Genomic DNA, 22,557 nt, shown 5'->3' with positions numbered 1-22,557 from the left:
CCGGTCTACGGCTCGGGGAAGTGGCAGGCCGCCTCGTCGGCGCCCGCGCCGACCTTCTGCAGGACCGGCTCGGTCGTCGCGCACACGTCCTGCGCCTTCCAGCACCGGGTGCGGAAGTGGCAGCCCGACGGCGGGTTGATCGGCGACGGCACGTCGCCGGTCAACCGGATCCGCTCGCGGCGTCCGCCGATGCGCGCCTGCTCCACGTCCGGCACGGCCGAGAGCAGCGCCTTCGTGTAGGGGTGCTTCGGGGCCGCGTAGAGCTCCTCGCGGGGAGCCTTCTCGACGATCTTGCCCAGGTACATGACCGCGATCTCCGGGCAGAAGTGCCGGACGATCGCCAGATCGTGCGCGATGAACAGGAACGCGATGTTGAACTCGCGCTGCAGCTGCTGCATCAGGTTGATGACCTGCGCCTGGATCGACACGTCGAGCGCCGAGACCGGCTCGTCCGCGACGAGCACCTTCGGCTGCAGCGTGAGGGCCCGCGCGATGCCGATGCGCTGACGCTGGCCGCCGGAGAACTCGTGCGGGTACCGGTTGTAGTGCTCGGGGTTCAGGCCGACGATCTCGAGCAGCTCCTGCACGCGGGCGAGGCGCTTGTCCTTCGGCACGAGCTTGTGGATCGCGAGGGGGGCGCCGACGATCTCGCCGACCGTCTGCCGCGGGTTCAGCGACGTGTACGGATCCTGGAAGATCATCTGGATGTCGCGGCGCAGCGGCTTCAGCTGCCGCGGCGACGCCTGCGCGATGTCCTTGCCCTCGAAGAGGATCTGGCCGCTCGTCGGACGCTGCAGGCGGGTGACCAGTCGCCCGGTGGTCGTCTTGCCGGATCCGGACTCCCCCACGAGACCGAGCGCCTGGCCCGCCTCGAGGGTGAAGGAGACGCCGTCGACCGCCTTCACGTGACCGACGGTGTGCGAGATGATTCCGCGCGACTTCACGGGGAAGTGCATGACGAGGTCGCGCACATCGAGGAGGGGGGTGCTCATCGGGCGGTCTCCAGCTCGGTGTCGTCCTGGTACATGACCTCGGGGTCCTCCAGGTGGCAGCGCTTCAGGTGCCCGGGCGTGATGGACAGCAGCTCGGGCAGCTCGTGGGCGCAGCGGTCGCCGGTGCCGTCGACGAGCTTCGCGTACGGACACCGCGGGAAGAAGGCGCAGCCCTTCGGCGGGTTCACGAGGCTCGGCGGGCTGCCGGGGATCGGGCGGAGCGGCTTGTCGACCGCGCCGGACACGTCGGGGATCGACTGGATGAGGCCCCAGGTGTACGGCATCGACGGGCGGGTCAGCAGCTCGCGGGTCGAGCCGTATTCCACTGCGCGCCCGGCGTACATGACGAGCACGTCGTCGGCGACCTCGGCGATGACGCCGAGGTCGTGCGTGATGAGGATGAGGGCGGTGTGGAACTCGTTCTGCAGGTCCTGCAGGAGGTCGAGGATCTGCGCCTGCACCGTCACGTCGAGCGCCGTCGTCGGCTCGTCGGCGATGAGCAGGGTGGGGTCGTTGATGAGCGCCATCGCGATCATCACGCGCTGGCGCATGCCGCCCGAGAACTGGTGCGGGTAGTCGTCGACGCGGCGGTCGGGCTGCGGGATCCCGACGCGGGCGAGCATCTCGATCGTGCGGATGCGCGCGGCGCGCTTCGACACGTTGTGGTGCGCCCGGTACGCCTCGCCGATCTGATCGCCGACGCGGTAGTACGGGTGCAGCGACGACAGCGGATCCTGGAAGATCATCGCGACGTCCTTGCCGCGGCGCTTGCGCATCTCCTCGTCGCTGAGCTTCAGGAGGTCGACCCCGTCGAGCCAGATCTCACCGCTCACGCGGGCGCTGGTGCCGCGGTGGAGACCGAGCAGCGCGGACGAGGACACGGACTTGCCCGAGCCGGACTCGCCCACGATGCCCAGCGTCTTGCCGCGCTCGAGCGTGTAGGACAGGCCGTCGGTGGAGCGCACGATCCCGTCCGGGGTCGGGAAGTGGACGACGAGGTTCTCGACGGAGAGGAAGGGTCTGGTCACGTTTGTTTCTGTTCTTATCGCAGCCGCACGCGCGGGTCGACGTAGGCGTAGAGGAGGTCGACGATGATGTTCATCACGATCACCGCGGCGCCGGCGACGAGCACGAGGCCGATGAGGATCGGGAGGTCGGAGTTCTTGTTCGCCGTGACGGCGAGCAGGCCGAGCCCCTGGTAGTTGAACACGGACTCGGTGATCACCGCTCCCGCGAGGAGGGCGGCGAAGTCGAGTCCGGCCATCGACAGGAGCGGCGTCAGTGCCGCGCGCAGGCCGTGCTTGAAGAGCACGACCCGGGTCGGCAGGCCCTTGGCCTTCGCCGTGCGGATGTAGTCCTCGGACAGCGACTCGAGAACGAAGGCGCGCGTGATGCGGACGTAGCCGGCCATGTAGAAGAGCGCGAGGGTGAGCGCCGGGAGGAAGAGGCTCGTGATCCAGGCGATCGGGCCGCCGTCCGCGATCGAGACATACGACGGATACGGGAAGAGCTTCCACCGGATCGACACGTATTGGAGGAGGAACGTGCCGACGAAGAACGTCGGGAGCGCGTACACGACGAGGGTGACGCCCACGACTATTCGATCCAACCACCTGCCCTTGAAGACGGCGGCGAGGACTCCGAACAGCACGCCGAACACGATCCAGAGCAGGAACGAGAAGATCGCGAGCTGGACGGTGATCGGGTAGTACTTGGCGATCTCGGCGTTGACCGTCATCGAGTCGTGCTGCGAATAGCCGAGGCACGGGGCGCTGCAGTGGATGACGAGCTGCGGGTTCTGCTTCTCGAGCTCGGCGCGGTACTTGTCGTCGACCGGGAAGTCGCGGCCGACGACGAGTCCCTTCATGAACTGGCCGAACTGATAGGTGAGCGGCTGGTCGTACCCGTAGACCTTCGTGATCTGGTCCAGCTTCTGCGGCGTGCAGAACTTGCCGCAGACGTCACGGGCGGGGTTGCCCGCCGCGAAGAACAGGACGAAGACCACGAGCACCATCGCGAGGAGCATGACGATGCCCACGAGGATGCGGCGGATGGCGAAGGCGATCACGGGTTCAGCTTCTTGTCTCTCGAATGGGGTGGGCGCCCCGCGGAGGGGCGCCCACCCGGTTGTTCGGTGCTGCTAGTTACTTCTTGACGTACATGCCGCCGAGGTCGGGGTAGTAGCTGGACGCGACGTCCGGCAGGAACCCACCGATCTTGGAGCCGTACACGAAGTAGTTGTTCTGGTTCAGCAGCGGCACGTACGCGCCGTCGCTCACCGCCGTGTCATCCGCCTGAGCCAGCAGGCTCTGCTGCTTGCTGGTGTCGGTGGTGTTGTTGGCCTGCTTGATCAGATCGTCGACCTTCGAGTTGCTGTAGAACCCGTAGTTGAACCCCTGCCCGTTCTGGGCGTCCTTCGGGTTCGACTTGACGATCGGCGGCACGACCGCGAACATCGACGGCCAGTCAGCGGCCCAGCCGGCGAAGAACACGTCGATCGGCTTGTTCTTGGCACTCACCTGGGTGTAGTACCCGGGCTTCGCGTCGAGCGAGATCGCCTGCAGGGTCACCTGGAAGCCGGCCTTCTGCCAGCTCTGCTGGAGCACCGCCGCCACGTTGCCGTTCACCGGGGTGTCCGAGTACGCGAGCGTGATCTTCGGGGTGGGGTTGCTGGTCTTGGCGAGGAGCTCCTTCGCCTTCGCGACGTCGCCGCTCGACTTGATCTTCGACACCGAGGTCTCCTTGAAGCCGGGGACCGCGGACGACACCATCGACGAGGTCGGCGTGCCGTACTTGCTGCCGCCGTAGGTCTTCAGGACCGCGTCACGGTCGGTCGCCGCGATGAGGGCGTTCCGCGTGTTCGGGTCCGTCAGGGTGAGCGAGTTGATCTCGAGGAAGCGCGTGTACGGCGAGGTGCTCGTCTTCACGCGGCTCGGGTCGACGCTGGCCGCCTCCGAGTACTTCGTCGAGGGCACGTTGCCCGGGTAGTACGCGGTCTGGTCCGCGCCGGAGTCCGCGATCAGACGCTCGGTCGCGGTCTCCGGGTCGGCGACCATCTCGAACTTGACCGTGTCCGGGTAGGCCGCACGGACCTTGGTGCTGTCGGTCTTCGGGTCGTAGTTCTTGTTACGCACGAAGGTGCCGCCGACCTGCGTGTCGTAGGCGGCCTCCTTCAGCTGGTACGGGCCGTCGGAGTTGATGCGCCACTGGTTCGCGGTGCCCTTCTCGAACGACTTCTCGTAGGGGTCGGTCGTGAAGAGCGCGGCCGCGGCGTACGGGAAGTCCGCCCAGGCGTTCTGGAAGTGGTAGGTGATGGTCTTGCCGGAGCAGGACGCCGCCTTGTCGAAGTGCGCCTGCGCCTCGGCGGAGCCGGTGAGCGGACCGGTGTAGTTCGACTCGATGTCGTACGACGGGTCCGACGGGTCGATCAGGTTGTAGCCGCCCGCACCGAAGTACGTCGTGCCGACACCGGAGCCGGTGGCGACGAGCGAGGCGTCGTAGGAGCGCGACAGGCCGTACTGGAGGTCGGCGCAGGTGATGTCCTTGCCGTCCTGCCACTTCACGCCGTCCTTCAGCGTGAACGACCAGGTCTTGCCGTTGTCCTTGGTGGTGCCGGTGTCGGTCGCGAGGTCCGCGACGGGCTTCGCGTTCTTGTCGCTGGTGACCGGCAGGGCGGTCAGGCCGCGGAACACGAGGCGGCGGAGCTCGGCGATCTCCTCACCGAGGTAGACGCCGGCCGGGTCGGTGGCCTCCCACTGACCGGTCACGTCGAGCATCGTGATGGTGCCGCCCTTGGTCGGGCCGCCGTTCGACGAGCCGCCTCCGTCGCCGGAGCCCCCGCCGGAGCAGGCCGCGAGCCCGCCAGCGATCAGTCCCACGGACGCGATCACGGCGACCCGCGACAACAACTTCTTGGTCATTGTCAGTTCTCTCCTTGGTGTTGGGTGGTTCGCGTCGGGAGACGCGTTCCGTCCACGGCTCGTGGCCGCGGAGTCTGCGGGACCGGCGGGAGGCCGGTCATCGAGTCGCCTTCGGGTCCAGCGCGTCGCGCAGTCCGTCGCCCAGCAGGTTGAACGAGACCACGATGAGCACGAGCAGGAACGCCGGGGCGATGAAGAACACGAAGTCGCTCGACGCGAACTGGATCGAGTACTTGAGGATGTTGCCGAGCGTGGGCGTCGGCGGCTGGATCGAGATGCTGAGGTACGACAGCGCCGCCTCCGCCGAGACGTAGGCCGGCAGGATCAGCGTGAACTGGACGAGGATCGGGGCCCACAGGTTCGGGAGGACCTCGCGGAAGTAGAGCCGGCCGGGGCCTGCTCCGAGCAGCCGCGCCGCATCGATGAACTCGCGCTCGCGCAGGCTCAGCACCTGACCGCGGACGACGCGCGCGACCGGCGGCCAGCCGAAGACGGCGAGCACGAGGATCACGTAGGTCGCCTGCGCGGTGTTGCCCGACGGGACGTGGAGCGTGCCGGTGAGCCAGGCGACGATGACGCTCGAGAGCGCGAGCAGCATGAGCGTCTGCGGGAAGCTCAGGACGAGGTCGATGAGACGGCCGATGAGCGTGTCGGCCCACCCGCCGTTGAGGCCCGCGATGATGCCCAGGATCACGCCGATGATGACGGAGCAGACCGCGGCGACGGCGGAGATGAACAGGGAGAAGGTCAATCCGAACCAGACACGGCTCAGCACATCGCGCCCGGTGCCCGGCTCGACGCCGAACGGATGGGCCCAACTGGTCGAGAATGTCGGGAGTCCGAGGTCGTTGATGAGATTCGAGTGCGTCGAGAGCGGGTCGAGCACGCCGAGATTGACGAGGATCGGCGCCAGGATCGCGAGGACGATGTAGATCCCCACGATGATCGCCGCGACCACGGTCTTCTTGTCGGACTTGAAGCGCTCCCACGCCAGGCGACCGGGAGACCGGCTGACGATCTCGCGGGGACCCTCGGGGCCGGTGCCGCCGTCGAACGTGCCGGCCGGGGCGGTGGCCTGCGCGATGAACTCTCCGGGGGGGACTGTCGACATCCCGGTGCCTACCGCGCGTCCACGCGAGGCGAGATGGTCGATCGGGTCATTCTGTTGTTCCTCCCTGAATCGTCACGACGGCGCTGTCGCGACCGAGCAGTACACACAGACCTTAGATAGGGGGGTCCCGCTCACCAAAACCGTAAGAGGAATCGTTACATGGCGGAAACGCGAGGTGCGGAATCTTGCGCGCCCAGCGCGATCATGCAGGAATCCACCGCGCACCGGCGAAATCATGCGCTGTTGAGCCGCTGTCAGGTGAATTCTCTCCGACGACGATGCCTACGATCGGGATCGTGACCCCCACGGCGTTGTCGAGTCCCGACAATCTCGACGGGGCTCCGGGCTCTTCGGCCCGCGCGCGGTGGCAGATGGTGCTCGTGCTCGGGCTGGGCCTCGGGCAGTCGGCCGTCTACGCGGTCGTGCAGCTCATCGACTACGCGACCCGGCCGCGCGGGCTCGCCGGTCAGACGACGACGCTCAACCCGAGCCTGAGCGACCGGCAGTACGTCGATCTGACCTACCAGCTCCTCGACATCGTCTTCTCGCTCGCGCCCGTCGTCCTCGCCGCGTACTTCGTCTGGAGCGCGCGGCGGCCGCACCTCGGCCGTCTGGGCCTCGTCCGCCCGCGGGCCGCCGACGCCGCCTGGGGGCTCGGGCTCGCGATCGTCATCGGCGCCGGCGGGATCGGGGTCTACCTCGGGGCGCGAGCTCTCGGCTTCGCGGTCGGCGTCGACGCGGCCGGGCTGCAGCCGTACTGGTGGACGGTGCCGGTGCTCCTGCTCTCGGCGCTGCGCGCGGCGCTTCAGGAGGAGCCCGTGGTCCTCGGCTTCCTCTACGACCGACTGGGGGGCCTCGGCTGGAACCGCTGGGCGATCATCGCGACCGCCGCCCTGGTCCGCGGCAGCTACCACCTGTATCAGGGCTGGGGCGGGTTCGTCGGGAACGTCGTGATGGGGCTGATCTTCGGGTGGCTCTACACGCGCATCCGCCGGCTGCTGCCCTTCGTCGTCGCCCATTTCGTCATCGACGCGGCCGTCTTCGTCGGGTACGGGTGGGCGGCGAGCGCCTTCCCGGCGCTGTTCGGCGTCGCCGGGCACTGACACGTAGGATTCCGAGGATGGGGGCCGTGGAGGTGGGCGACGTCGCGCCCGACTTCGTGCTCCCCGGCATCCAGATCGTCGACGGCGAGGCGCGTCGGCGTCCGTTCCGGCTCTCCGAGGAGCGCGGGCATCCGATCGTGCTCGCGTTCTATCCGCTGGATCAGAGCAAGGTCTGCACCGAGCAGCTGTGCTCCTACCAGGACAACTTCGCCGGCTTCGACGCGCTCGGCGCGCAGGTCTGGGCGATCAGCGTGCAGGGCATCGAGAGCCACGAGGAGTTCGCGCGCAAGCAGGGGCTCGGCTTCCCGCTGCTCGCCGACTCGCGGGACGGGGTCGCGAGGACCTACGGCGTCTCGACCCTCGGCGGCCTCCTGACCCGGCGGTCGGTGTTCATCATCGACGGTGCGGGCGTCGTGCGCTGGAAGCACGTGGCGATGGTCGGGCTCACCTTCCGCAAGGCGGACGAGATCCGCGACGAGATCTTGCGGCTCTTCCCCGCCCCGTCCGGCGGCGCGTTCTCGCTCCCCGCTCCGCTCTGATCCGTCTCGGCCGAGGTCCGCCCGGATGCCCTCAGCCCGATCGTTCCGCGACCCGCTGCCCGCGACCCGCTGCCGGCCACCCGCTAACGGTCGAAAGTTCAGGAGACCCTGGCGCGGCCTGCGGGGACCGGTGCCAACTCGCCCGCCGTTTCCTGAAGTCTTGACACGGATACGGACGCGGACGCGGACACGCCCGCGGGCGGGCGTCGGTAGACCGCGGCTGCGCTACAGCGGCTTGCGCATCTGCACGCTCGACGTCGCGAAGCCGAGGGACTCGTAGAGGCGCCGGGCGACCGTGTTCGACCCGAACACGTTGAGGCCGATCTCGGCGTGGCCGTCCTCGCGGGCGAGGCGCTCGGCCTCCCGCATGAGCGCCCGGCCCCAGCCCTCGCCGCGCCGCGGTTCCTCGACCTCGATGTCGTAGACCCACGCCGGGCCGACGCCGTTCGGGTTCGGCCCGACCCAGAGGATGCCGACCCGGGCTCCCGCGGCGTCCTCGCCGACGACGAGGTGCACGCCCGCCGTCGCCTGCCCGTCGGGCAGGTACCGGGCGTGGCTCTCGGCGGCAATGCGCCGCGCGTCCTCGAACGGGATGCCCCGCGCCTCGGACACCTCGACCGCGTAGGCGGCGAACGAGTGCTCCTGCCAGGCGGAGAACTCCTCCGCCGTCATGGGGCGCACCCGGATGGCCGGAGCCTCGCTCATGCGGTCGCCTCCTCGCGCGCAGCAGGCGCGGCCGGCCGGCACCGCGGACGCCGGTCGAGGCGGTCGCTCATGCGAACGCCTCGATCGGCGGGCACGCGCAGAACAGGTTGCGGTCGCCGTAGGCCTGGTCGATCCGGCGCACCGGCGGCCAGTACTTGCGGTGCACGAGGGCCGGCACCGGGTAGACCGCCGTCTCGCGCGCGTAGGGGTGCGTCCACTCGGTGGCCACGGCCGACGCCGCGGTGTGCGGGGCGTTGACGAGCGGATTGTCGGATGCCGGCCACTCCCCCGCGCCGACCGCGTCCGCCTCCGCCTTGATCGCGATCATCGCCTCGATGAAGCGGTCGATCTCGGCGAGGTCCTCGCTCTCGGTCGGCTCGACCATGAGCGTGCCCGCGACGGGGAACGACATCGTCGGCGCGTGGAAGCCGTAGTCGATGAGGCGTTTCGCCACGTCGTCGACCGTCACACCGGTGCGCTCGCGGAGCGGCCGCAGGTCGAGGATGCACTCGTGCGCGACGAGTCCGTTGTCGCCCGCATAGAGCACCGGGTAGTGCTCGCGGAGCCGGGCCGCGATGTAGTTCGCCGAGAGGACCGCGGCTCCCGTCGCCGCCTTGAGCCCCTCCGCGCCCATCATGCGCACGTACGACCACGAGATCGGCAGGATCCCGGGGCTGCCGTACGGAGCGGCGGAGACCGGGTTGCGGTCGCCCCGCGGCAGGAACGGTGCCAGGTGAGCCTTCGCCGCCACCGGGCCGACGCCGGGGCCGCCGCCGCCGTGCGGGATGCAGAACGTCTTGTGCAGGTTGAGGTGCGAGACGTCGCCGCCGAAGTCGCCGAACCGGGCGTAGCCGAGGAGCGCGTTGAGGTTCGCGCCGTCGACGTAGACCTGGCCGCCGGCGTCGTGCACCGCTTCCGCGATCGCCCGGATCTCGTGCTCGTACACGCCGTGGGTCGACGGGTAGGTGACCATGAGCGCCGCGAGCTCGTCCGCGTGCTCCGCGACCTTCGCGCGCAGGTCGTCGAGGTCGACGTTGCCGAGCTCGTCGGTCGCCACCACGACGACGCGCATGCCGGCGAGCACCGCGCTCGCCGCATTGGTGCCGTGCGCGCTCGAGGGGATGAGGCAGACGGTCCGCGCCGCGTCGCCGTTCGCGAGGTGGTAGCCGCGGATCGCCAGGAGCCCGGCCAGCTCGCCCTGCGATCCCGCGTTCGGCTGCAGGGACACCTCGTCGTAGCCGGTCGCCTCCGCGAGCCAGCCTTCGAGCTGCCCGATGAGCTCGAGGTAGCCCCGGGTCGAGTCCTCCGGCGCGAACGGGTGGATGTCGGCGAACTCCGGCCAGGTGACCGCCGCCATCTCGGTCGCCGCGTTGAGCTTCATGGTGCACGAGCCGAGCGGGATCATGCCGCGGTCGAGCGCGTAGTCCTTGTCGGCGAGGTACTTGAGGTAGCGCATCATGGCGGTCTCGGACCGGTGGGTCGAGAAGACGGGATGCGTCAGGTAGGCGCTCGTGCGGACGAGCTCCGGCGGGATGCCGCGGGCGACCGGCTTGAACCCGAGCCCGTCCGGTGCGTCGTCTCCGAGCACCGCGGCGAGAACGGCGAGCACGTCGTGCTCCGTCGTCGTCTCGTCGAGGGTGACCCCGACCACGTCGCCGTCGACCCGGCGCAGGTCGATGCCGAGCTGGGCCGCGTTGGCGACCACGGCGTCGGCACGACCGGGGACGAGGAGCGTGAGGGTGTCGAAGTACGCATCGTCCACGGGCTCGAGCCCCGCCGCGGCGAGCGCGTCGGCAAGCAGCCGGGTGAGCCGATTGACGCGATGCGCGATCGCCTTGAGGCCCTCCGGCCCGTGGTAGACGGCGTACATGGAGGCCACGACCGCGAGGAGCACCTGCGCGGTGCAGATGTTGCTCGTGGCCTTCTCGCGACGGATGTGCTGCTCGCGGGTCTGCAGGCTGAGGCGGTAGGCGGGGTAGCCGTCCGCGTCCTGACTGACGCCGACGAGCCGGCCCGGGAGCTGCCGCTCGAGCCCGGCGCGCACGGCGAGGTAGCCGGCGTGCGGTCCGCCGAAGCCGAGGGGCACGCCGAAGCGCTGGGAGGTGCCGACCGCGACGTCCGCGCCCATCTCGCCGGGCGAGCGCAGGAGCGTCATGGCGAGCAGGTCGGCCGCGACGACGACGACACCGCCCTGGACGTGGGACGCCTCGATGACGGGGGTCGGATCCCAGATCCGACCGCTCGCGCCCGGGTACTGGACGAGGACACCGAAGTGCTCGGGGAGGTCGGGCAAGTCTCGATGCGCGGCGTCGCCGCTCCTCGACCCGCTGAGCTCGCGCAGCTCGATGCCGACCGCGGCGGCGCGGTGCGCCAGCAGGCGGCGGGTCTGCGGGAGGGCGTCCGCGTCGACGAGGAAGACGTTCGACGTGGACCCGGACGCGCGGCGCGCCAGCAGCATCCCCTCGACGACGGCGGTCGCCTCGTCGAGCATCGACGCGTTGGCGGTCGCCAGGCCGGTGAGGTCGGAGACCATCGTCTGGAAGTTGAGGAGCGCCTCCAGGCGTCCTTGCGAGATCTCGGGCTGGTACGGGGTGTAGGCCGTGTACCAGCTCGGGTTCTCCAGGACGTTCCGCTGGATCACGCTGGGCGTGATCGTGCCGTGGTAACCGAGGCCGATCATGGGCGTGCGCACGCGGTTGCGGTCGGCCAGCTCGCGGAGCTCGGCCAGCGCGTCGCGCTCGCTCGCGGCGGGCGGCAGGGTGCTCGCGAGGTCGTCGGCGACGCGGATGCCGGCGGGCACCGCCGCGTCCATGAGCGCCTCGACGCTGTCGTAGCCGACCGCGGCGAGCATCGCGCGCTGAGCGGCGGCGTCGGTGCCGATGTGGCGGGCGGAGAAGGGGACGGAGTCGGATCGGGTCATTCGGCGGTCAGCTCCGCGTACTGCTCGGCGGACAGCAGCTCCGGCAGGGAGGTGAAGCGCACCTTGATGAGCCAGGCGGCATCCGCGTCCGCGTTGATCGACGCGGGGTCGTCGACGACGGCCTGGTTCGCCTCGACGACCTCGCCCTCGACCGGGGCGAAGAGCTCGCCGACCGACTTGGTCGACTCGATCTCGCCGACGACGCTGCCCGCGGCGAGCGCGGCGCCCGGCTTCGGCAGCTCGACGTAGACGACATCGCCGAGCTTGTCGGCGGCGTAGGCGGTGATGCCGACGGTCGCGATGTCGCCGTCGACCTCCACCCACTCGTGGTCCTTGGTGAAGTGGCGCTCGGACATGTCAGGACTCCTTGGGGGTCGAGGCGGCGGGACGACGGTAGAAGGGAAGGGGGACGACGGTGGCGTCAAGCTCGGTGCCGCGGACGTCCACGGCGAGCACGGTGCCGGGCTTCGCGGCGGCGGGATCGACGAACGCCATGGCGACGGGGTGCCCGAGGGTGGGCGAGAGCGCCCCGGAGGTGACCTCGCCGACGACCGCGCCGCCGTGGATCACGGGATACCCGGCGCGCGCGGCACGACGACCGGCGGCCTCGAGTCCGACGAGAACCCGCCCGTCCCGCACGAACCGTGCGCTGCGCCCGGTGCCCTCGCGCCGGGTCGCCGGGTCGAGCTCGTGCCCGTACAGCGGCATCCCGGCCTCGAGCCGGAGCGTGTCGCGAGCGGCGAGGCCGGCCGGGATCAGGCCCGAGCCCGCGCCGGTCTCGAGGATCGCTTCCCAGAGCACCGGGGCCGCATCCGGGGCCAGGTAGAACTCGAAGCCGTCCTCGCCGGTGTAGCCGGTCCGGGCGACGAGCACCTGGTGGCCTCGGAAGTCGCCGGGGGTGCTGCGGTAGTAGCGGAGGCCGTCGAGCGCCGGGACGTCGAAGCCCTCGACGTTGCGGAGGATCTCCTCGGCGAGCGGTCCCTGCAGCGCGATCAGGGCGATGTCGTCGGTCTCGTCCTCCACGATCGCGTCGAAGGGCGCGATCCGATCGCGCAGCGCCTCGGCGACCACGTGCCGATTGCCCGCATTCGCGACGACGAGGAACCGATCCGGCCCGGTGCGGTAGACGATGAGGTCGTCGAGGATGCCGCCGTCCTCCGCCTGCAGGAGCGTGTACTTGGCACGCCCCTGCTCGAGCCCCGAGAGCTTGTCGGCCAGCGCCGCGTCGAGCGCCGCGCCCGACTCGGCGCCGAGCACGAGGATCTCGGCCATGTGGCTCAGGTCGAACAGCCCCGCGGCGGTGCGCACGGCGGCGTGCTCGGCGAGATCGGAGCTGTAGGAGACCGGCATCCGCCAGCCGGCGAAGTCGGTGAAGCTCGCACCGAGGGCGGTGTGCACGGCGTCGAGCGGGGAGCGGAGGGGTTCGTCGGACATCGGAGTCCTCTCGGGGCGGAAGCGAGCGCGGACTCCCCCTCTGTCATGGTGCCTGAGAGCTTCGCGCGTCGCGCTTTCACCGTGGGCGGGGTCACGAGGACCCGCTTTTCAGAGTGGCCTGACGGTGCGGTACGCGGACCTGAGAGATTGGCGGGGAGGCTTGCTCCTTCGGTGCCGGGGGGAGGTGCTCCCCGGGCTCTCCCGCATCGCCTGCGGCCGGTGTTCTGTTGTGCCGCCAGCCTAGCGGGCGTCGATCCAGTAGCGGCGGGTGCCGTTGCGACTGTCCTCGTAGACGCCGCCGTTCGCCTCGATGACGGCGCGCGATCCGGCGTTCTCCTCGTCGCAGCACACGAGCACCCGCTCGAGGCCGAGGCCGCGCGCGAGGGGCAGCGCCTCGGCGAGCGCGCGGGTCGCCCAGCCTCGCCGGCGCGCCGACGGGCGCACGCTGTAGCCGATGTGGCCGCCCTCGCGGAGCAGGAACTCGTTCAACCGGTGCCGGATCGCCACGAAGCCGATGAACTCGTCGCCGTCGACGATCCAGAGCAGCGTGCTCGGCACCCGCTCGGGGCGCGCGTCGTCCTCCTCGGCGTCGGCGTGGAGCATCGCGACCCAGTCCGCGAACCGTTCGGGATCGTCGAGGCCCTCGCGCGGGCCGAGGTACTGCCCCGACCCGTCGGCCCACTCCTCGCCGAACTCCGCATCGGCCGCGACGACCGACGCTTGAAAGCGGATGCTCGGGCGAACCAGCATGCAGCCATGGTGTCAGGTGAATGGACGGTGTGAATCCGCGACGGGCGCGACCCGAGGGCGCACGGTACTGCCATGAGCTCCCTCAAGAACGACACCCAGAAGACGGCCGACCGCCTCACGCGGGAGGCCAAGAAGCGCGCGCAGGCGGCCCAGCAGGCCGGTCTCCAGAACCCCGTCCGGGCCCTCAGCGACGCCGGATTCCGCAGCGAGTGGGCCTACCTCGGCGGCTTCGCGTCGATCGGCCTCAGCTTCGTGAGCTGGGCCGTGTCGCAGGCGAACCGCAAGACGGACCGCTCGCAGTCGGACCGTTGGGGCATCTTCATCGGTCACTGGGCCCCGACCTTCTTCGCGCTCGGCCTTGCGCTGAAGCACGAGGAGAACGACAAGGCGATCGGGCGCTGATCCGCTAGAACTGATCGATCGTCGCGACCGAGGCCGTCGCGTCCGCCTTGGCGATGTCATGGTGGTCGCGGCGGCCTCGGATCACGACGATCCCGACGCACACCACCCAGACCAGCCACGGGAAGGTCGCGAGCGCTGCCGTGCCCCAGCCTCCGACCGAGTGGAAGCTGTCGTCGGTGCCCCCGAAAACGGTGGCGACCGCCGCGATGTTCGCGGCGGCGACGACCAGGGCGAGGCGGCCGGTCCATCGCGGGAGGGCTCCCGAGACGATCGTGACGTAGCCCGACGCCGCCGCGACGAGCGCGGTCAGCACGCAACCGATCGATCCGAAGAGCAGGGCGTGACCGAGGGTGAGGGTGCGGATGACATGGATGTCGGGATGCGGGCCGGCCGCATCGAGAGCGGCACCGCCCTCCATCCCGTCGCCGACCAGCGTGACGGCGACATAGGCGATGCCCGCGCCGTAGGCGAGGGCGCTGACCCAGTCGAGGTCGCGCCGCCGCTGCGTGATGAGCTGACGGAACGACGCCAGGAAGACGATGAGCGACGCCATGAGGAAGGTGTCGATCACGATCACGCCGAGGGTGCCGGCGGCGGTCCGCTGCGAGAACGCGATGAGGGCCTCGGCCTCGCCGAGCCCCGGTCGGGAGCCGACGAAGATCTGGCGCACGGCGAACTCGACCACGGTGAAGAACGCCACGGCGAGCGCGGCGGCGCCCGACCAGGCGCCGACGTTGGGGGTGCGGGGTGTCGCGGGAGGCTGCGCCATGCCCCGATTCTGCCGCTCAGGCACCGCCCGGCGGGTGCGCGAGCAGCTCGACGCGCTCGCGGAGGTAGACCGGGAGCGGTACGAGGGTGCCGGGTTCGCCGGATCCGTTCCAGCTGACCTCGAGCACGTCGGCGAGGGCGACCGGGGGTGCGTCGATGTTCACGGTCTCCCCCGCCGGGATCCCAGCCTTCTCGATCGCGACCCGAAGCTCGCGGCGCACCGCCGCGCGATTCGACTGGTGGTTGTCGAAGCGCAGCGGCTGGGCCTGGATGACCTCTCCGGTGCGGCGGAGGGTGCCGTCCGGCGCGAGCAGCAGGGCGCCGAGCCGCCACACGCGCCCGACCGCGGCGACGGCGTCGGGGCGCCGCAGCGGTCCGATCCGCCGGCCGGTGCGCCACTCGGCGAGCACCTCGGCGCGCGCGCCGCTCGCGGTGAGCTCGGCGACGGCCGCATCTACCGCCTCCTGCGCCTCCGCGATCGCCGGTCGTCCGTCCACCCCACGATTCTGCGCCGCCTGGAGCGGTCCGGGGCCGGAGGGCGCCTCCGGTAAACTGGGGGCATGCCCACGACCGTCGACGCGTACGCCGCGCCCTCCGCCACCGAGCCCCTCGTCAAGACCACCATCGAGCGCCGCGACGTCGGCCCGAAGGACGTGCTCATCGAGATCAAGTACGCGGGCATCTGCCACTCCGACATCCACACGGCTCGGGGCGAGTGGGGCGAGATCTCCTACCCGCAGGTCGTCGGGCACGAGATCGCCGGCATCGTCACGGAGGTCGGCTCCGAGGTGACGAAGCACGCCGTCGGCGACCGGGTCGGCGTCGGCTGCATGGTGAACTCCTGCCGCGAGTGCGAGAACTGCCTCGCCGGGGAGGAGCAGTACTGCCTGAAGGGCAACACCGGCACCTACGCCTCCGTCGACCGCGATGGGACGGTCACGCAGGGCGGGTACTCGACCCACGTCGTCGTCGACGAGGACTTCGTGCTCCGCATCCCGGACGCCCTCGACCTCGCGACCGTCGCGCCGCTCCTCTGCGCCGGGATCACGACCTACTCGCCGCTGCGTCACTGGAACGCGGGGCCCGGGGTGCGCGTCGCGGTCGTCGGGCTCGGCGGCCTCGGCCACATGGCGGTGAAGTTCGCCCACGCGTTCGGCGCGACGGTGACCGTGCTGTCGCAGACCCTCTCCAAGAAGGACGACGGCCTCGCAATGGGCGCGGACGACTACCGCGCGACCTCCGACGACGCCACGTTCCGCGAGCTGCGCAACTCGTTCGACCTCATCATCAACACCGTCTCGGCGCCGCTGCCGATGCGCAAGTACCTCGGTCTCCTCGCCCTGAACGGCACCTTCGTGAGCGTCGGCGCGCCGCCGGAGCCGATGGAGGTCCCGGTCTTCGCGCTCTTCAATCAGCGTCGCTCGTTCGCCGGCTCGTCGATCGGCGGCATCCGCGAGACCCAGGAGATGCTGGACTTCTCGGCCGAGCACGGCATCGCGCCCGAGACCGAGCTGATCCGCGCCGAGGACGTCAACGAGGCCTGGGAGCGCGTGCTCCGCTCCGACGTGCGCTACCGGTTCGTCATCGACATCGCGACGCTGTAGTCCCTTCTCCTCCGCCCAGCGTCGAGGAGTCGCTACGCGGTGCTTCCGATCCCGACAGACCCCGTGACGCGACTCCTCGGCGGTGGGAGAGGACTCAGGAGATCCGGACGGCGCGGTAGTCGGTGATGCGCTCCAGGGGCGCGGTCGTGTCGGAGGCGTATCCGCCCACGACGACGACGCGCGCCCCCGCGGCGAGCCCCGCGCGGATGCCGGCCTCCGCATCCTCGAACACGACGCAGCGCGCCGGCTCGGCACCGATCCGCTCGGCCGCGAGGAGGTAGCAGTCGGGGGCGGGCTTGCCACGGTCGACGTCGTCGCCCGTGACGAAGACCGTCGGGATCGGGAGGCCGGCCGCCTCGAGGCGCACGATGGCCAGCTCCCGCGGCGCCGAGGTCACGATCGCGGCCGGCAGGGTCGCGTCGGCGAGCGCCCGGAGCAGTTCGGCGGCGCCGGCGATCTCGACGATCCCGTCGGTGAGGCTCATCTCGCGGTCGATGAGCTTGCGCGTGGCCGCGTCGACCTCGTCGGCCGGGACCCAGCGCGCGATCGAGTCGACGGCGCGCACCCCGTGCACCGCGGCGAGGACATCGGCGGGGTCGAGGTCGTACTCCTCGGCGAACATCGTCCACGATCCCTCGACCGCCGCGCTCGAGTCGAGAAGGGTGCCGTCCATGTCGAACAGCGCCGCGTCGACGACGGCCGGATCGATCAGCACCTTCAGCGCATCCCGCCGAGCACCGGCGGGGCGAAGATCGCCCAGATCAGCGCCAGGTAGGTGAGCACGAAGACGATCGGGGCGAAGACGGTCACGATGCCGAGCCCGCGGGCGTTCGCGAGGATGCGCTTCGTCACTGCGCTCGGCGCCTCGACACGGGCCAGGTCCGCGGCCACCGACCGTGCCTCGGCGGCGGCCGAGAACTGGATCACGAACCCGAGCACCCCGCTCGAGAGCAGGATGAGCGCGGCCGCGAGCCGGATCGGCGTCGGCTGATGGCCGAGCCCGGCCATCACGAACCCGACGGTCGCGGCGAGCAGCAGCGTCGGCGCCACCTGCGAGGTGATGAGGTGCCAGCGGGCCTTGGTCCACATCCCGTGGAGTTCGTGTTCGGTCACGTCGCCGAGCGTACGCGGAAGGCACGACGACAAGCGGTCACGCGGGATTCAGTCGGACCACCCCTGGTCGGTCGCGAGGGCGCTCATGACCAGCTCGTCGTGCCAACGCCCGTCGTGGAAGACGGCATCCCGGAGGCGCCCCTCCTCGACGAAACCGGCACGGCGGTAGGTCCGGATCGCACGGTCGTTGTAGGCCCACACGTTCAACCACACACGGTGGAGGCCGACTTCGCGGAAGCCGTACCGCACCATTGTCCGCGTCGCGTCGACCCCGTACCCGTGGCCGCCGCTGCTCGGATCCAGCGCGATCGCGAACTCGGCGGACCGGTGCTGCGCCTCGATGCCGCTCAGCGTGACGAACCCCAGGAGCCGATTCGGTTCCTCGACGGTCTCGACGGCGAATCCGCGCCGGTCGCGTGAGGAGGGGCCCGAGGCGTGCGAGCGAAGGAACTCGCGGAACTGGTGCTCCGCGGGCGGGTCGATGGTGCTCGATTGCAGGATGTCGAGCGCCGGCTCGGAACGCCAGCGGATCAGCGGCTCGAGATCGCTCTCCCGGACTCCCCGAAGTCGGGTCCGCGACCCGGTGAGGATGCCGCCGCCGTACCGCTGCGCGTCCTCGATCGTCCACGCGGTCGCCGTCGTATCGTCCATTCCGCGACGCTACGCGACCACGGGGACGCCCGCGGACGATACGGGCCACCCAGGTGGCTCGTTTCGAGCGCTTGCGGTCGCCGGGCTGGAGAACCGTACGTCAGTTGTTGAAGCGGAACTCCACGACGTCGCCGTCCTGCATCACGTAGTCCTTGCCCTCGATGCGCGCCTTGCCGGCGGCGCGGGCCTCCGTGATCGAGCCGGTAGCGACCAGGTCCTCGAACGAGACGATCTCCGCCTTGATGAAGCCCTTCTCGAAGTCGGTGTGGATGACGCCCGCGGCCTGCGGCGCCTTCCAGCCCTTGCCGATCGTCCACGCGCGCGACTCCTTGGGGCCGGCGGTGAGGAAGGTCTGCAGGCCGAGGGTGTCGAAGCCGATGCGGGCGAGCTGGTCGAGGCCCGACTCCTCCTGGCCGGTGGAGGCGAGGAGCTCCGCGGCGTCGGCGGGGTCGAGGTCGATGAGCTCCGACTCGATCTTCGCGTCGAGGAACACCGCCTGCGCGGGCGCGACGAGCGACGCGAGCTCGGCCTTGCGGGCGTCGTCGGTGAGCACCGACTCGTCGACGTTGAAGACGTAGATGATCGGCTTCGCGGTCATCAGTCCCAGCTCGCGCAGGAGCGGCAGCTCGATGCCGGTCGCGCGCGACAGCGGCACGCCGCGGTTCAGCGCGTCCTGCGCGGCGACGGCCGCTTCGAGCACGGCCGGCTCCGCCTTCTTGCCGCGCACCTCCTTCTCGAGGCGCGTGATCGCCTTCTCGAGGGTCTGCAGGTCGGCGAGCGCGAGCTCCGCGGTGATGACCTCGAGGTCGGCCTGCGGGTCGACGGCTCCCGCGACGTGCACGACGTCGGCGTCGGCGAACCCGCGGACGACCTGGGCGATCGCGTCGGCCTCGCGGATGTTGGCGAGGAACTGGTTGCCGAGCCCCTCCCCCTCGCTCGCGCCCTTCACGATGCCGGCGATGTCGACGAAGCTCACCGCCGCCGGCACGATGCGCTCGCTGTGGAAGAGGTCCGCGAGCACCTGGAGGCGCGGGTCGGGCAGGTCGACGACGCCGACGTTGGGGTCGATCGTCGCGAACGGGTAGTTGGCGGCGAGGACCGTGTTCTTGGTCAGCGCGTTGAAGAGCGTCGCCTTGCCGACGTTCGGGAGCCCGACGATGCCGATGGTGAGAGCCACGGTCGTCCAGCCTACGGGCGCGGGCCGCGCGGCTCAGCCGAGGTCGGACTCCGGCTCCCACCACAGTCCCGCGACGCGATGGGAGTTGAGGATCGGGAGGTCGACGAGCGCCGCATCGAGCGATCCCGGCCGCAGCTCGACGACCGACCGCTCGTGCTCCGGGTGAGCGCCGTAGACGAAGCGGGCGAGCTCGTGCTCGCCGGGACCCCCGAGCGCCGGCGCGCTGTCGGTGCCGGTGAACGGGATGCCGCCGCCGCTCAGCGTCCAGGTGACGCCCTCCTCCGCGACGGGGAGGCCGGGGTCGGCGAGCTGCGCCTCGATCACCTCGCGCAGCGTGGTCTCGTCCGGCAGCTTCACCATCCGGAACGGGGCGCGGGTGTCGACGGCGACCCGCCGTCGGTCGATGTGCACGTAGACCACCCCGCCACGCTAATCCGCCGCCGCCGGGTCCGTGTCCACATCACGAACGGGTCACGACGACGCGCGACACGCCCGGGACGCTTGTGGCATGTGGACGCTGTTCACTACGGTCGACGACGAACCGCCGGACACATCTCGAAAGGAGTCGGCAAATGGTCACGAAGATCACTGATCGCGCATTCCGCGCCGCCGGCTTCGTCGGCGTCCTCACCGTCAGCTTCGGCTAAGCAGCATCCTCTGCCGCCGTCGACGACGGTGGCGATGCTCACGAAGCCGCTCCGGGCCCCGGCTCGGCGCACCCACCGCCCGTCCACGGCTCCGTCGCGCCATCCGCGCGCGTGAGCCGGCACCCCGTCGCCACCCGCGACGGCTCGACACATCTCCCGGTGAGGACCACCATCATGAACACGCTTCTGACCGATCAGCGTCACGAGCACCAGCAGCTGTCCGCCCTGCCGCCGCCGCGGCGCGTCACCCCGATGGACCGGGTCGCGCTTCACGTCGGCGTCGCCCTGATCCGCTGGAGCCGCCGGCCCGCGCTGCACGCGCAGCCCCGGTACCGCCGCACCATGTCGCACGAGGACCTCGTCCGGGTGCGCCACGACCTGGAGCGGATCCGGACCCGGTCGGCCGAGCACGACCTGCCGATGCTCCCGCGATGACAGGCACCACCGAGAGCCCGCGCTTCGTCCGGAGCGCGGACTCTCGGCGTTTCCGGCGGCGGATGTCGGAGCCCGGTGCGAGAGTCGTCCCATGCCGCTCGACTTCACCGCCATCGACTTCGAGACGGCCAACGGCTCCGCGGCGAGCGCGTGCTCGGTCGGGCTCGTGAAGGTGCGCGACGGTCAGGTGGTCGACCGCATCGGCTGGTACATCCGGCCGCCGCTCGGGCACGACCACTTCGTCGATTGGAACATTCGCATCCACGGCATCACGCCCGACATGGTCGTCGACGCCCTCGGCTGGGCCGACCAGCTGGTCGACCTGGTCGAGTACTGCGAGGACGACATCCTCGTCGCCCACAACGCGGGCTTCGACATGGGTGTGATCAAGGCGGCCTGCACCGCCACCGGCCTCGCCGTCCCCGAGTACCGCTACATGTGCAGCCTCCAGCTCGCCCGCAAGACGTACCACCTCGACTCCTATCGGCTGCCGATGGTGGCGCTGGCCGCCGGCTTCGAGGACTTCCCGCACCACGACGCGGTCGCCGACTCCGAGGCGTGCGCGGCGATCATGATCCACGCGGCCGACCGCTGGGGTGCGGTCGACCTGCCGGAGCTCGCGACGATGGCCGGCATCCGCGTCTCGCAGCTGCAGCCCCCCGTGGCACTGGCCGGCTGACGCGCATGGCCGCGACGGACTCCGTCTCGCGCCGCTGGGTGCGGCCGGAGGACCTCAACGCCCACGGCACCCTGTTCGGCGGCAGCCTGCTGCGCTGGATCGACGAGGAGGCGTCGATCTTCGCGATCCTCCAGCTCGGCACCGAGCGGGTCGTGACGCGCTTCCTCTCCGAGATCGAGTTCGTGAGCTCCGCCTGGCAGGGAGACCTCATCGAGCTGGGGCTCGAGGTCACCGGATTCGGGCGCACCTCGATCTCGATGCGCTGCCGGGTGCGCAACATGATCACGCGCGCCGACATCCTCACGATCGCGCGAATCGTGTTCGTCGCGCTCGACGAGGCCGGCGAGCCTCTCCCCCACGGCCGCACCGAGGTCACCCACGACCTCGATCGGCTGCCGCTGCGGCCGAGCGGGCCGATCCTGCGCCCCGAGGACTGACCCGCGCCCTAGCCTGGTGCCGTGACCGAGCGCTGGGATGTCGTGGTCGTCGGCGCCGGGCCGGCGGGCTCCGCGGCCGCACGCGCCGCCGCCGCGCAGGGCGCCCGGACGCTGCTCGTCGACCGCGCCCGATTCCCCCGCTACAAGACGTGCGGCGGCGGCATCACGGGCTGGTCCCTCCGGGAGCTGCCGGACGCCGTCCAGGCGACGTTCGAGGACCGCATCACCCGCCTCGGCATCGGGCGCGACGGCCGCGACCGGCACTGGATCGCCTCCGCGGAGCCGTTCCTCGGCATGGTGCGACGCGCGGACTTCGACCAGGCACTCGTCGACGGGGCGGTGGCGGCGGGCGCCTTCTTCCGGGACGGCGTCGCGGTGCGCGGGATCGCGGAGGACGCGGACGGCGTGCGGCTGCGCACCGACGACGGCGAGCTCCTCGCAGGCACGGTGGTCGGAGCCGACGGTACCGGCGGGCGGACCGCGGGATACGTCGGCGTCCACTACGGCGGCACGGACCTCGGGCTCGAGGTCGAGCTGGCCGCTCCGGAGCACGAGTGGCGCGGTCGCGCGCTGTTCGACTGGGGCCCCGACGCGGGAAGCTACGCGTGGCTCTTCCCGAAGCGCGACACGCTCACGGTGGGGGTCATCCAGCGCACCGGCGTGCCCGACCGGACGCGCGCCTACCTCGACCGCTGGCTCGGCCAGCTCGGCCTGGCGAGCGCGGAGCGGCTGCACGACTCCGGCCACCTCACCCGCTGGCGCACGAGCACGTCGCCGCTGCGGCGCGGGCGGGTGCTCGTCGCGGGGGACGCGGCCGGTCTGCTCGAGCCCTGGACGCGGGAGGGCATCTCGTTCGCACTGCGGTCGGGACGGATGGCGGGCGAGGCGGCGGCCTCGGGCGACCTCGAGCTCTACGTGCGCCGCGTCGGGTCCGAGCTCGTGCCGCAGCAGCGCGCGGGCGCGACGATGCTGCGGGTGATGGAGCGGTTCCCGGCCGCGTACCACCGCGGGCTCGCCGGCACGCCGGCCGGGCGCCGGCTCTTCCTCGACCTCTGCCGCGGCGCCGAACGAGTCGACCGGATGACGACCGATCCGGTCATCGGCGCTCTCGCCCGGCGCGGCGGCCGGCGGTACGACGCGGCCTGATCGAGGTCCGCAGCGCGCGGCACC

Annotated in this window: 25 protein-coding genes and 2 riboswitches; of the genes, 8 read left to right on the top strand and 17 right to left on the bottom strand. The window is 70.8% G+C overall.

The features are described 5' to 3' along the window. Positions 1-5: 5 nt before the first annotated feature. From ACTHM3_RS04370 to ACTHM3_RS04350, 5 genes are all read right to left on the bottom strand, one after another. Positions 6-992 carry an ABC transporter ATP-binding protein gene (locus tag ACTHM3_RS04370; RefSeq protein ID WP_440404870.1) on the bottom strand — a complete coding sequence of 329 codons (987 nt, stop codon included), beginning with the start codon at positions 990-992 and terminating at the stop codon, positions 6-8. Continuing rightward, a complete protein-coding gene (locus ACTHM3_RS04365; RefSeq protein ID WP_440404869.1) occupies positions 989-2,020 on the bottom strand; it encodes an ABC transporter ATP-binding protein in 1,032 nt (343 codons plus the stop codon). Before ACTHM3_RS04365 ends, ACTHM3_RS04370 begins: the two co-directional genes overlap by 4 nt. A 14-nt stretch (positions 2,021-2,034) precedes the next feature. Continuing rightward, the gene (locus tag ACTHM3_RS04360; RefSeq protein WP_440404868.1) at positions 2,035-3,060 is read right to left on the bottom strand and encodes an ABC transporter permease; all 1,026 of its coding nucleotides are present in this window, start codon (positions 3,058-3,060) and stop codon (positions 2,035-2,037) included. Between the two features lie 76 nt (positions 3,061-3,136). Then, positions 3,137-4,912 (bottom strand): ABC transporter substrate-binding protein, encoded by a 1,776-nt coding sequence (locus ACTHM3_RS04355; RefSeq protein ID WP_440404867.1) that lies wholly within the window; start codon positions 4,910-4,912, stop codon positions 3,137-3,139. 97 nt (positions 4,913-5,009) lie between these two features. Then, complete coding sequence (locus tag ACTHM3_RS04350; RefSeq protein ID WP_440404866.1) at positions 5,010-6,023, bottom strand: ABC transporter permease; 1,014 nt, start codon at positions 6,021-6,023, stop codon at positions 5,010-5,012. Positions 6,024-6,319: 296 nt separating this feature from the next. Here ACTHM3_RS04350 and ACTHM3_RS04345 point away from each other — a divergent pair, with 296 nt between their 5' ends. Further along, on the top strand, positions 6,320-7,126 hold the full coding sequence (locus tag ACTHM3_RS04345) for a CPBP family intramembrane glutamic endopeptidase (RefSeq protein ID WP_440404865.1): 807 nt from the start codon (positions 6,320-6,322) through the stop codon (positions 7,124-7,126). Between the two features lie 17 nt (positions 7,127-7,143). After that, positions 7,144-7,665: a peroxiredoxin family protein gene (locus tag ACTHM3_RS04340; RefSeq protein ID WP_440404864.1), complete on the top strand. Its 522-nt coding sequence runs from the start codon at positions 7,144-7,146 to the stop codon at positions 7,663-7,665. 225 nt (positions 7,666-7,890) lie between these two features. On the opposite strand, the gene ACTHM3_RS04335 is transcribed toward ACTHM3_RS04340, so the two are convergent. The 5 genes from ACTHM3_RS04335 to ACTHM3_RS04315 form a co-directional block, all read right to left on the bottom strand. Then, positions 7,891-8,370, bottom strand: coding sequence for an N-acetyltransferase family protein (locus ACTHM3_RS04335; protein WP_440404863.1), 480 nt, complete (start codon positions 8,368-8,370; stop codon positions 7,891-7,893). A gap of 67 nt (positions 8,371-8,437) precedes the next feature. After that, positions 8,438-11,290: an aminomethyl-transferring glycine dehydrogenase gene (gene gcvP / locus ACTHM3_RS04330; protein WP_440404862.1), complete on the bottom strand. Its 2,853-nt coding sequence runs from the start codon at positions 11,288-11,290 to the stop codon at positions 8,438-8,440. Next, the gene (gcvH, locus tag ACTHM3_RS04325; protein WP_440404861.1) at positions 11,287-11,646 is read right to left on the bottom strand and encodes a glycine cleavage system protein GcvH; all 360 of its coding nucleotides are present in this window, start codon (positions 11,644-11,646) and stop codon (positions 11,287-11,289) included. The genes gcvP and gcvH overlap by 4 nt, the downstream gene beginning before the upstream one ends. A 1-nt stretch (position 11,647) precedes the next feature. Next, the gene (gcvT, locus tag ACTHM3_RS04320) at positions 11,648-12,724 is read right to left on the bottom strand and encodes a glycine cleavage system aminomethyltransferase GcvT (protein WP_440404860.1); all 1,077 of its coding nucleotides are present in this window, start codon (positions 12,722-12,724) and stop codon (positions 11,648-11,650) included. Positions 12,725-12,757: 33 nt separating this feature from the next. After that, a riboswitch (glycine riboswitch) is annotated at positions 12,758-12,841 on the bottom strand. Then, positions 12,842-12,938: riboswitch (glycine riboswitch) on the bottom strand. Positions 12,939-12,964: 26 nt separating this feature from the next. After that, positions 12,965-13,474, bottom strand: coding sequence for a GNAT family N-acetyltransferase (locus ACTHM3_RS04315; protein WP_440404859.1), 510 nt, complete (start codon positions 13,472-13,474; stop codon positions 12,965-12,967). Positions 13,475-13,546: 72 nt separating this feature from the next. On the opposite strand from ACTHM3_RS04315, the gene ACTHM3_RS04310 reads away from it, so the two are divergent. Next, positions 13,547-13,876, top strand: coding sequence for a hypothetical protein (locus tag ACTHM3_RS04310; protein ID WP_440404858.1), 330 nt, complete (start codon positions 13,547-13,549; stop codon positions 13,874-13,876). A 4-nt stretch (positions 13,877-13,880) separates the two neighbouring features. On the opposite strand, the gene ACTHM3_RS04305 is transcribed toward ACTHM3_RS04310, so the two are convergent. Further along, positions 13,881-14,645 carry a hypothetical protein gene (locus tag ACTHM3_RS04305; RefSeq protein WP_440404857.1) on the bottom strand — a complete coding sequence of 255 codons (765 nt, stop codon included), beginning with the start codon at positions 14,643-14,645 and terminating at the stop codon, positions 13,881-13,883. Between the two features lie 16 nt (positions 14,646-14,661). After that, positions 14,662-15,141 carry a hypothetical protein gene (locus ACTHM3_RS04300; RefSeq protein WP_440404856.1) on the bottom strand — a complete coding sequence of 160 codons (480 nt, stop codon included), beginning with the start codon at positions 15,139-15,141 and terminating at the stop codon, positions 14,662-14,664. A gap of 63 nt (positions 15,142-15,204) precedes the next feature. Between ACTHM3_RS04300 and ACTHM3_RS04295 the strand changes: the two genes are divergently transcribed. After that, positions 15,205-16,248: an NAD(P)-dependent alcohol dehydrogenase gene (locus ACTHM3_RS04295; RefSeq protein ID WP_440404855.1), complete on the top strand. Its 1,044-nt coding sequence runs from the start codon at positions 15,205-15,207 to the stop codon at positions 16,246-16,248. Between the two features lie 94 nt (positions 16,249-16,342). Here ACTHM3_RS04295 and ACTHM3_RS04290 read toward each other — a convergent pair whose 3' ends face one another. The 5 genes from ACTHM3_RS04290 to ACTHM3_RS04270 all read right to left on the bottom strand — a co-directional run bounded on the left by ACTHM3_RS04290 (position 16,343) and on the right by ACTHM3_RS04270 (position 19,609). Beyond that, a complete protein-coding gene (locus ACTHM3_RS04290; RefSeq protein ID WP_440404854.1) occupies positions 16,343-16,963 on the bottom strand; it encodes an HAD-IA family hydrolase in 621 nt (206 codons plus the stop codon). 2 nt (positions 16,964-16,965) lie between these two features. Further along, the gene (locus tag ACTHM3_RS04285) at positions 16,966-17,361 is read right to left on the bottom strand and encodes a hypothetical protein (RefSeq protein ID WP_440404853.1); all 396 of its coding nucleotides are present in this window, start codon (positions 17,359-17,361) and stop codon (positions 16,966-16,968) included. 48 nt (positions 17,362-17,409) lie between these two features. Then, on the bottom strand, positions 17,410-18,012 hold the full coding sequence (locus tag ACTHM3_RS04280) for a GNAT family N-acetyltransferase (protein WP_440404852.1): 603 nt from the start codon (positions 18,010-18,012) through the stop codon (positions 17,410-17,412). 100 nt (positions 18,013-18,112) lie between these two features. Next, on the bottom strand, positions 18,113-19,189 hold the full coding sequence (gene ychF, locus ACTHM3_RS04275; protein ID WP_440404851.1) for a redox-regulated ATPase YchF: 1,077 nt from the start codon (positions 19,187-19,189) through the stop codon (positions 18,113-18,115). Between the two features lie 33 nt (positions 19,190-19,222). Next, positions 19,223-19,609, bottom strand: coding sequence for a hypothetical protein (locus tag ACTHM3_RS04270; protein ID WP_440404850.1), 387 nt, complete (start codon positions 19,607-19,609; stop codon positions 19,223-19,225). A gap of 386 nt (positions 19,610-19,995) precedes the next feature. On the opposite strand from ACTHM3_RS04270, the gene ACTHM3_RS04265 reads away from it, so the two are divergent. From ACTHM3_RS04265 to ACTHM3_RS04250, 4 genes are all read left to right on the top strand, one after another. Next, positions 19,996-20,271: a hypothetical protein gene (locus tag ACTHM3_RS04265; RefSeq protein ID WP_440404849.1), complete on the top strand. Its 276-nt coding sequence runs from the start codon at positions 19,996-19,998 to the stop codon at positions 20,269-20,271. Positions 20,272-20,362: 91 nt separating this feature from the next. Further along, positions 20,363-20,950 (top strand): 3'-5' exonuclease, encoded by a 588-nt coding sequence (locus tag ACTHM3_RS04260; RefSeq protein WP_440404848.1) that lies wholly within the window; start codon positions 20,363-20,365, stop codon positions 20,948-20,950. Between the two features lie 5 nt (positions 20,951-20,955). Beyond that, positions 20,956-21,387, top strand: a complete 432-nt coding sequence (locus ACTHM3_RS04255; protein ID WP_440404847.1) for an acyl-CoA thioesterase — start codon at positions 20,956-20,958, stop codon at positions 21,385-21,387. A gap of 21 nt (positions 21,388-21,408) precedes the next feature. Further along, the gene (locus ACTHM3_RS04250) at positions 21,409-22,533 is read left to right on the top strand and encodes a geranylgeranyl reductase family protein (RefSeq protein ID WP_440404846.1); all 1,125 of its coding nucleotides are present in this window, start codon (positions 21,409-21,411) and stop codon (positions 22,531-22,533) included. Positions 22,534-22,557: the final 24 nt, after the last annotated feature.

This window comes from Pseudolysinimonas sp. (assembly GCF_051954455.1).
Taxonomy (GTDB): Bacteria; Actinomycetota; Actinomycetes; order Actinomycetales; family Microbacteriaceae; genus Pseudolysinimonas.
Note: the sequence above shows the minus strand (reverse complement) of the source record. Positions and strands in the feature narration are given on the sequence as shown.

Bases quoted from the DNA above. Each gene is read 5' to 3' on its own strand.
- ACTHM3_RS04310 (WP_440404858.1), top strand. From the start codon at position 13,547: ATGAGCTCCCTCAAGAACGACACCCAGAAGACGGCCGACCGCCTCACG.
- ACTHM3_RS04280 (WP_440404852.1), bottom strand. From the start codon at position 18,012: ATGGACGATACGACGGCGACCGCGTGGACGATCGAGGACGCGCAGCGG.
- ACTHM3_RS04255 (WP_440404847.1), top strand. From the start codon at position 20,956: ATGGCCGCGACGGACTCCGTCTCGCGCCGCTGGGTGCGGCCGGAGGAC.
- gcvH (WP_440404861.1), bottom strand. From the start codon at position 11,646: ATGTCCGAGCGCCACTTCACCAAGGACCACGAGTGGGTGGAGGTCGAC.
- gcvP (WP_440404862.1), bottom strand. From the start codon at position 11,290: ATGACCCGATCCGACTCCGTCCCCTTCTCCGCCCGCCACATCGGCACC.
- ACTHM3_RS04295 (WP_440404855.1), top strand. From the start codon at position 15,205: ATGCCCACGACCGTCGACGCGTACGCCGCGCCCTCCGCCACCGAGCCC.
- ACTHM3_RS04315 (WP_440404859.1), bottom strand. From the start codon at position 13,474: ATGCTGGTTCGCCCGAGCATCCGCTTTCAAGCGTCGGTCGTCGCGGCC.
- ACTHM3_RS04260 (WP_440404848.1), top strand. From the start codon at position 20,363: ATGCCGCTCGACTTCACCGCCATCGACTTCGAGACGGCCAACGGCTCC.
- ACTHM3_RS04305 (WP_440404857.1), bottom strand. From the start codon at position 14,645: ATGGCGCAGCCTCCCGCGACACCCCGCACCCCCAACGTCGGCGCCTGG.
- gcvT (WP_440404860.1), bottom strand. From the start codon at position 12,724: ATGTCCGACGAACCCCTCCGCTCCCCGCTCGACGCCGTGCACACCGCC.
- ACTHM3_RS04370 (WP_440404870.1), bottom strand. From the start codon at position 992: ATGAGCACCCCCCTCCTCGATGTGCGCGACCTCGTCATGCACTTCCCC.
- ACTHM3_RS04335 (WP_440404863.1), bottom strand. From the start codon at position 8,370: ATGAGCGAGGCTCCGGCCATCCGGGTGCGCCCCATGACGGCGGAGGAG.
- ACTHM3_RS04355 (WP_440404867.1), bottom strand. From the start codon at position 4,912: ATGACCAAGAAGTTGTTGTCGCGGGTCGCCGTGATCGCGTCCGTGGGA.
- ACTHM3_RS04340 (WP_440404864.1), top strand. From the start codon at position 7,144: ATGGGGGCCGTGGAGGTGGGCGACGTCGCGCCCGACTTCGTGCTCCCC.
- ACTHM3_RS04350 (WP_440404866.1), bottom strand. From the start codon at position 6,023: ATGTCGACAGTCCCCCCCGGAGAGTTCATCGCGCAGGCCACCGCCCCG.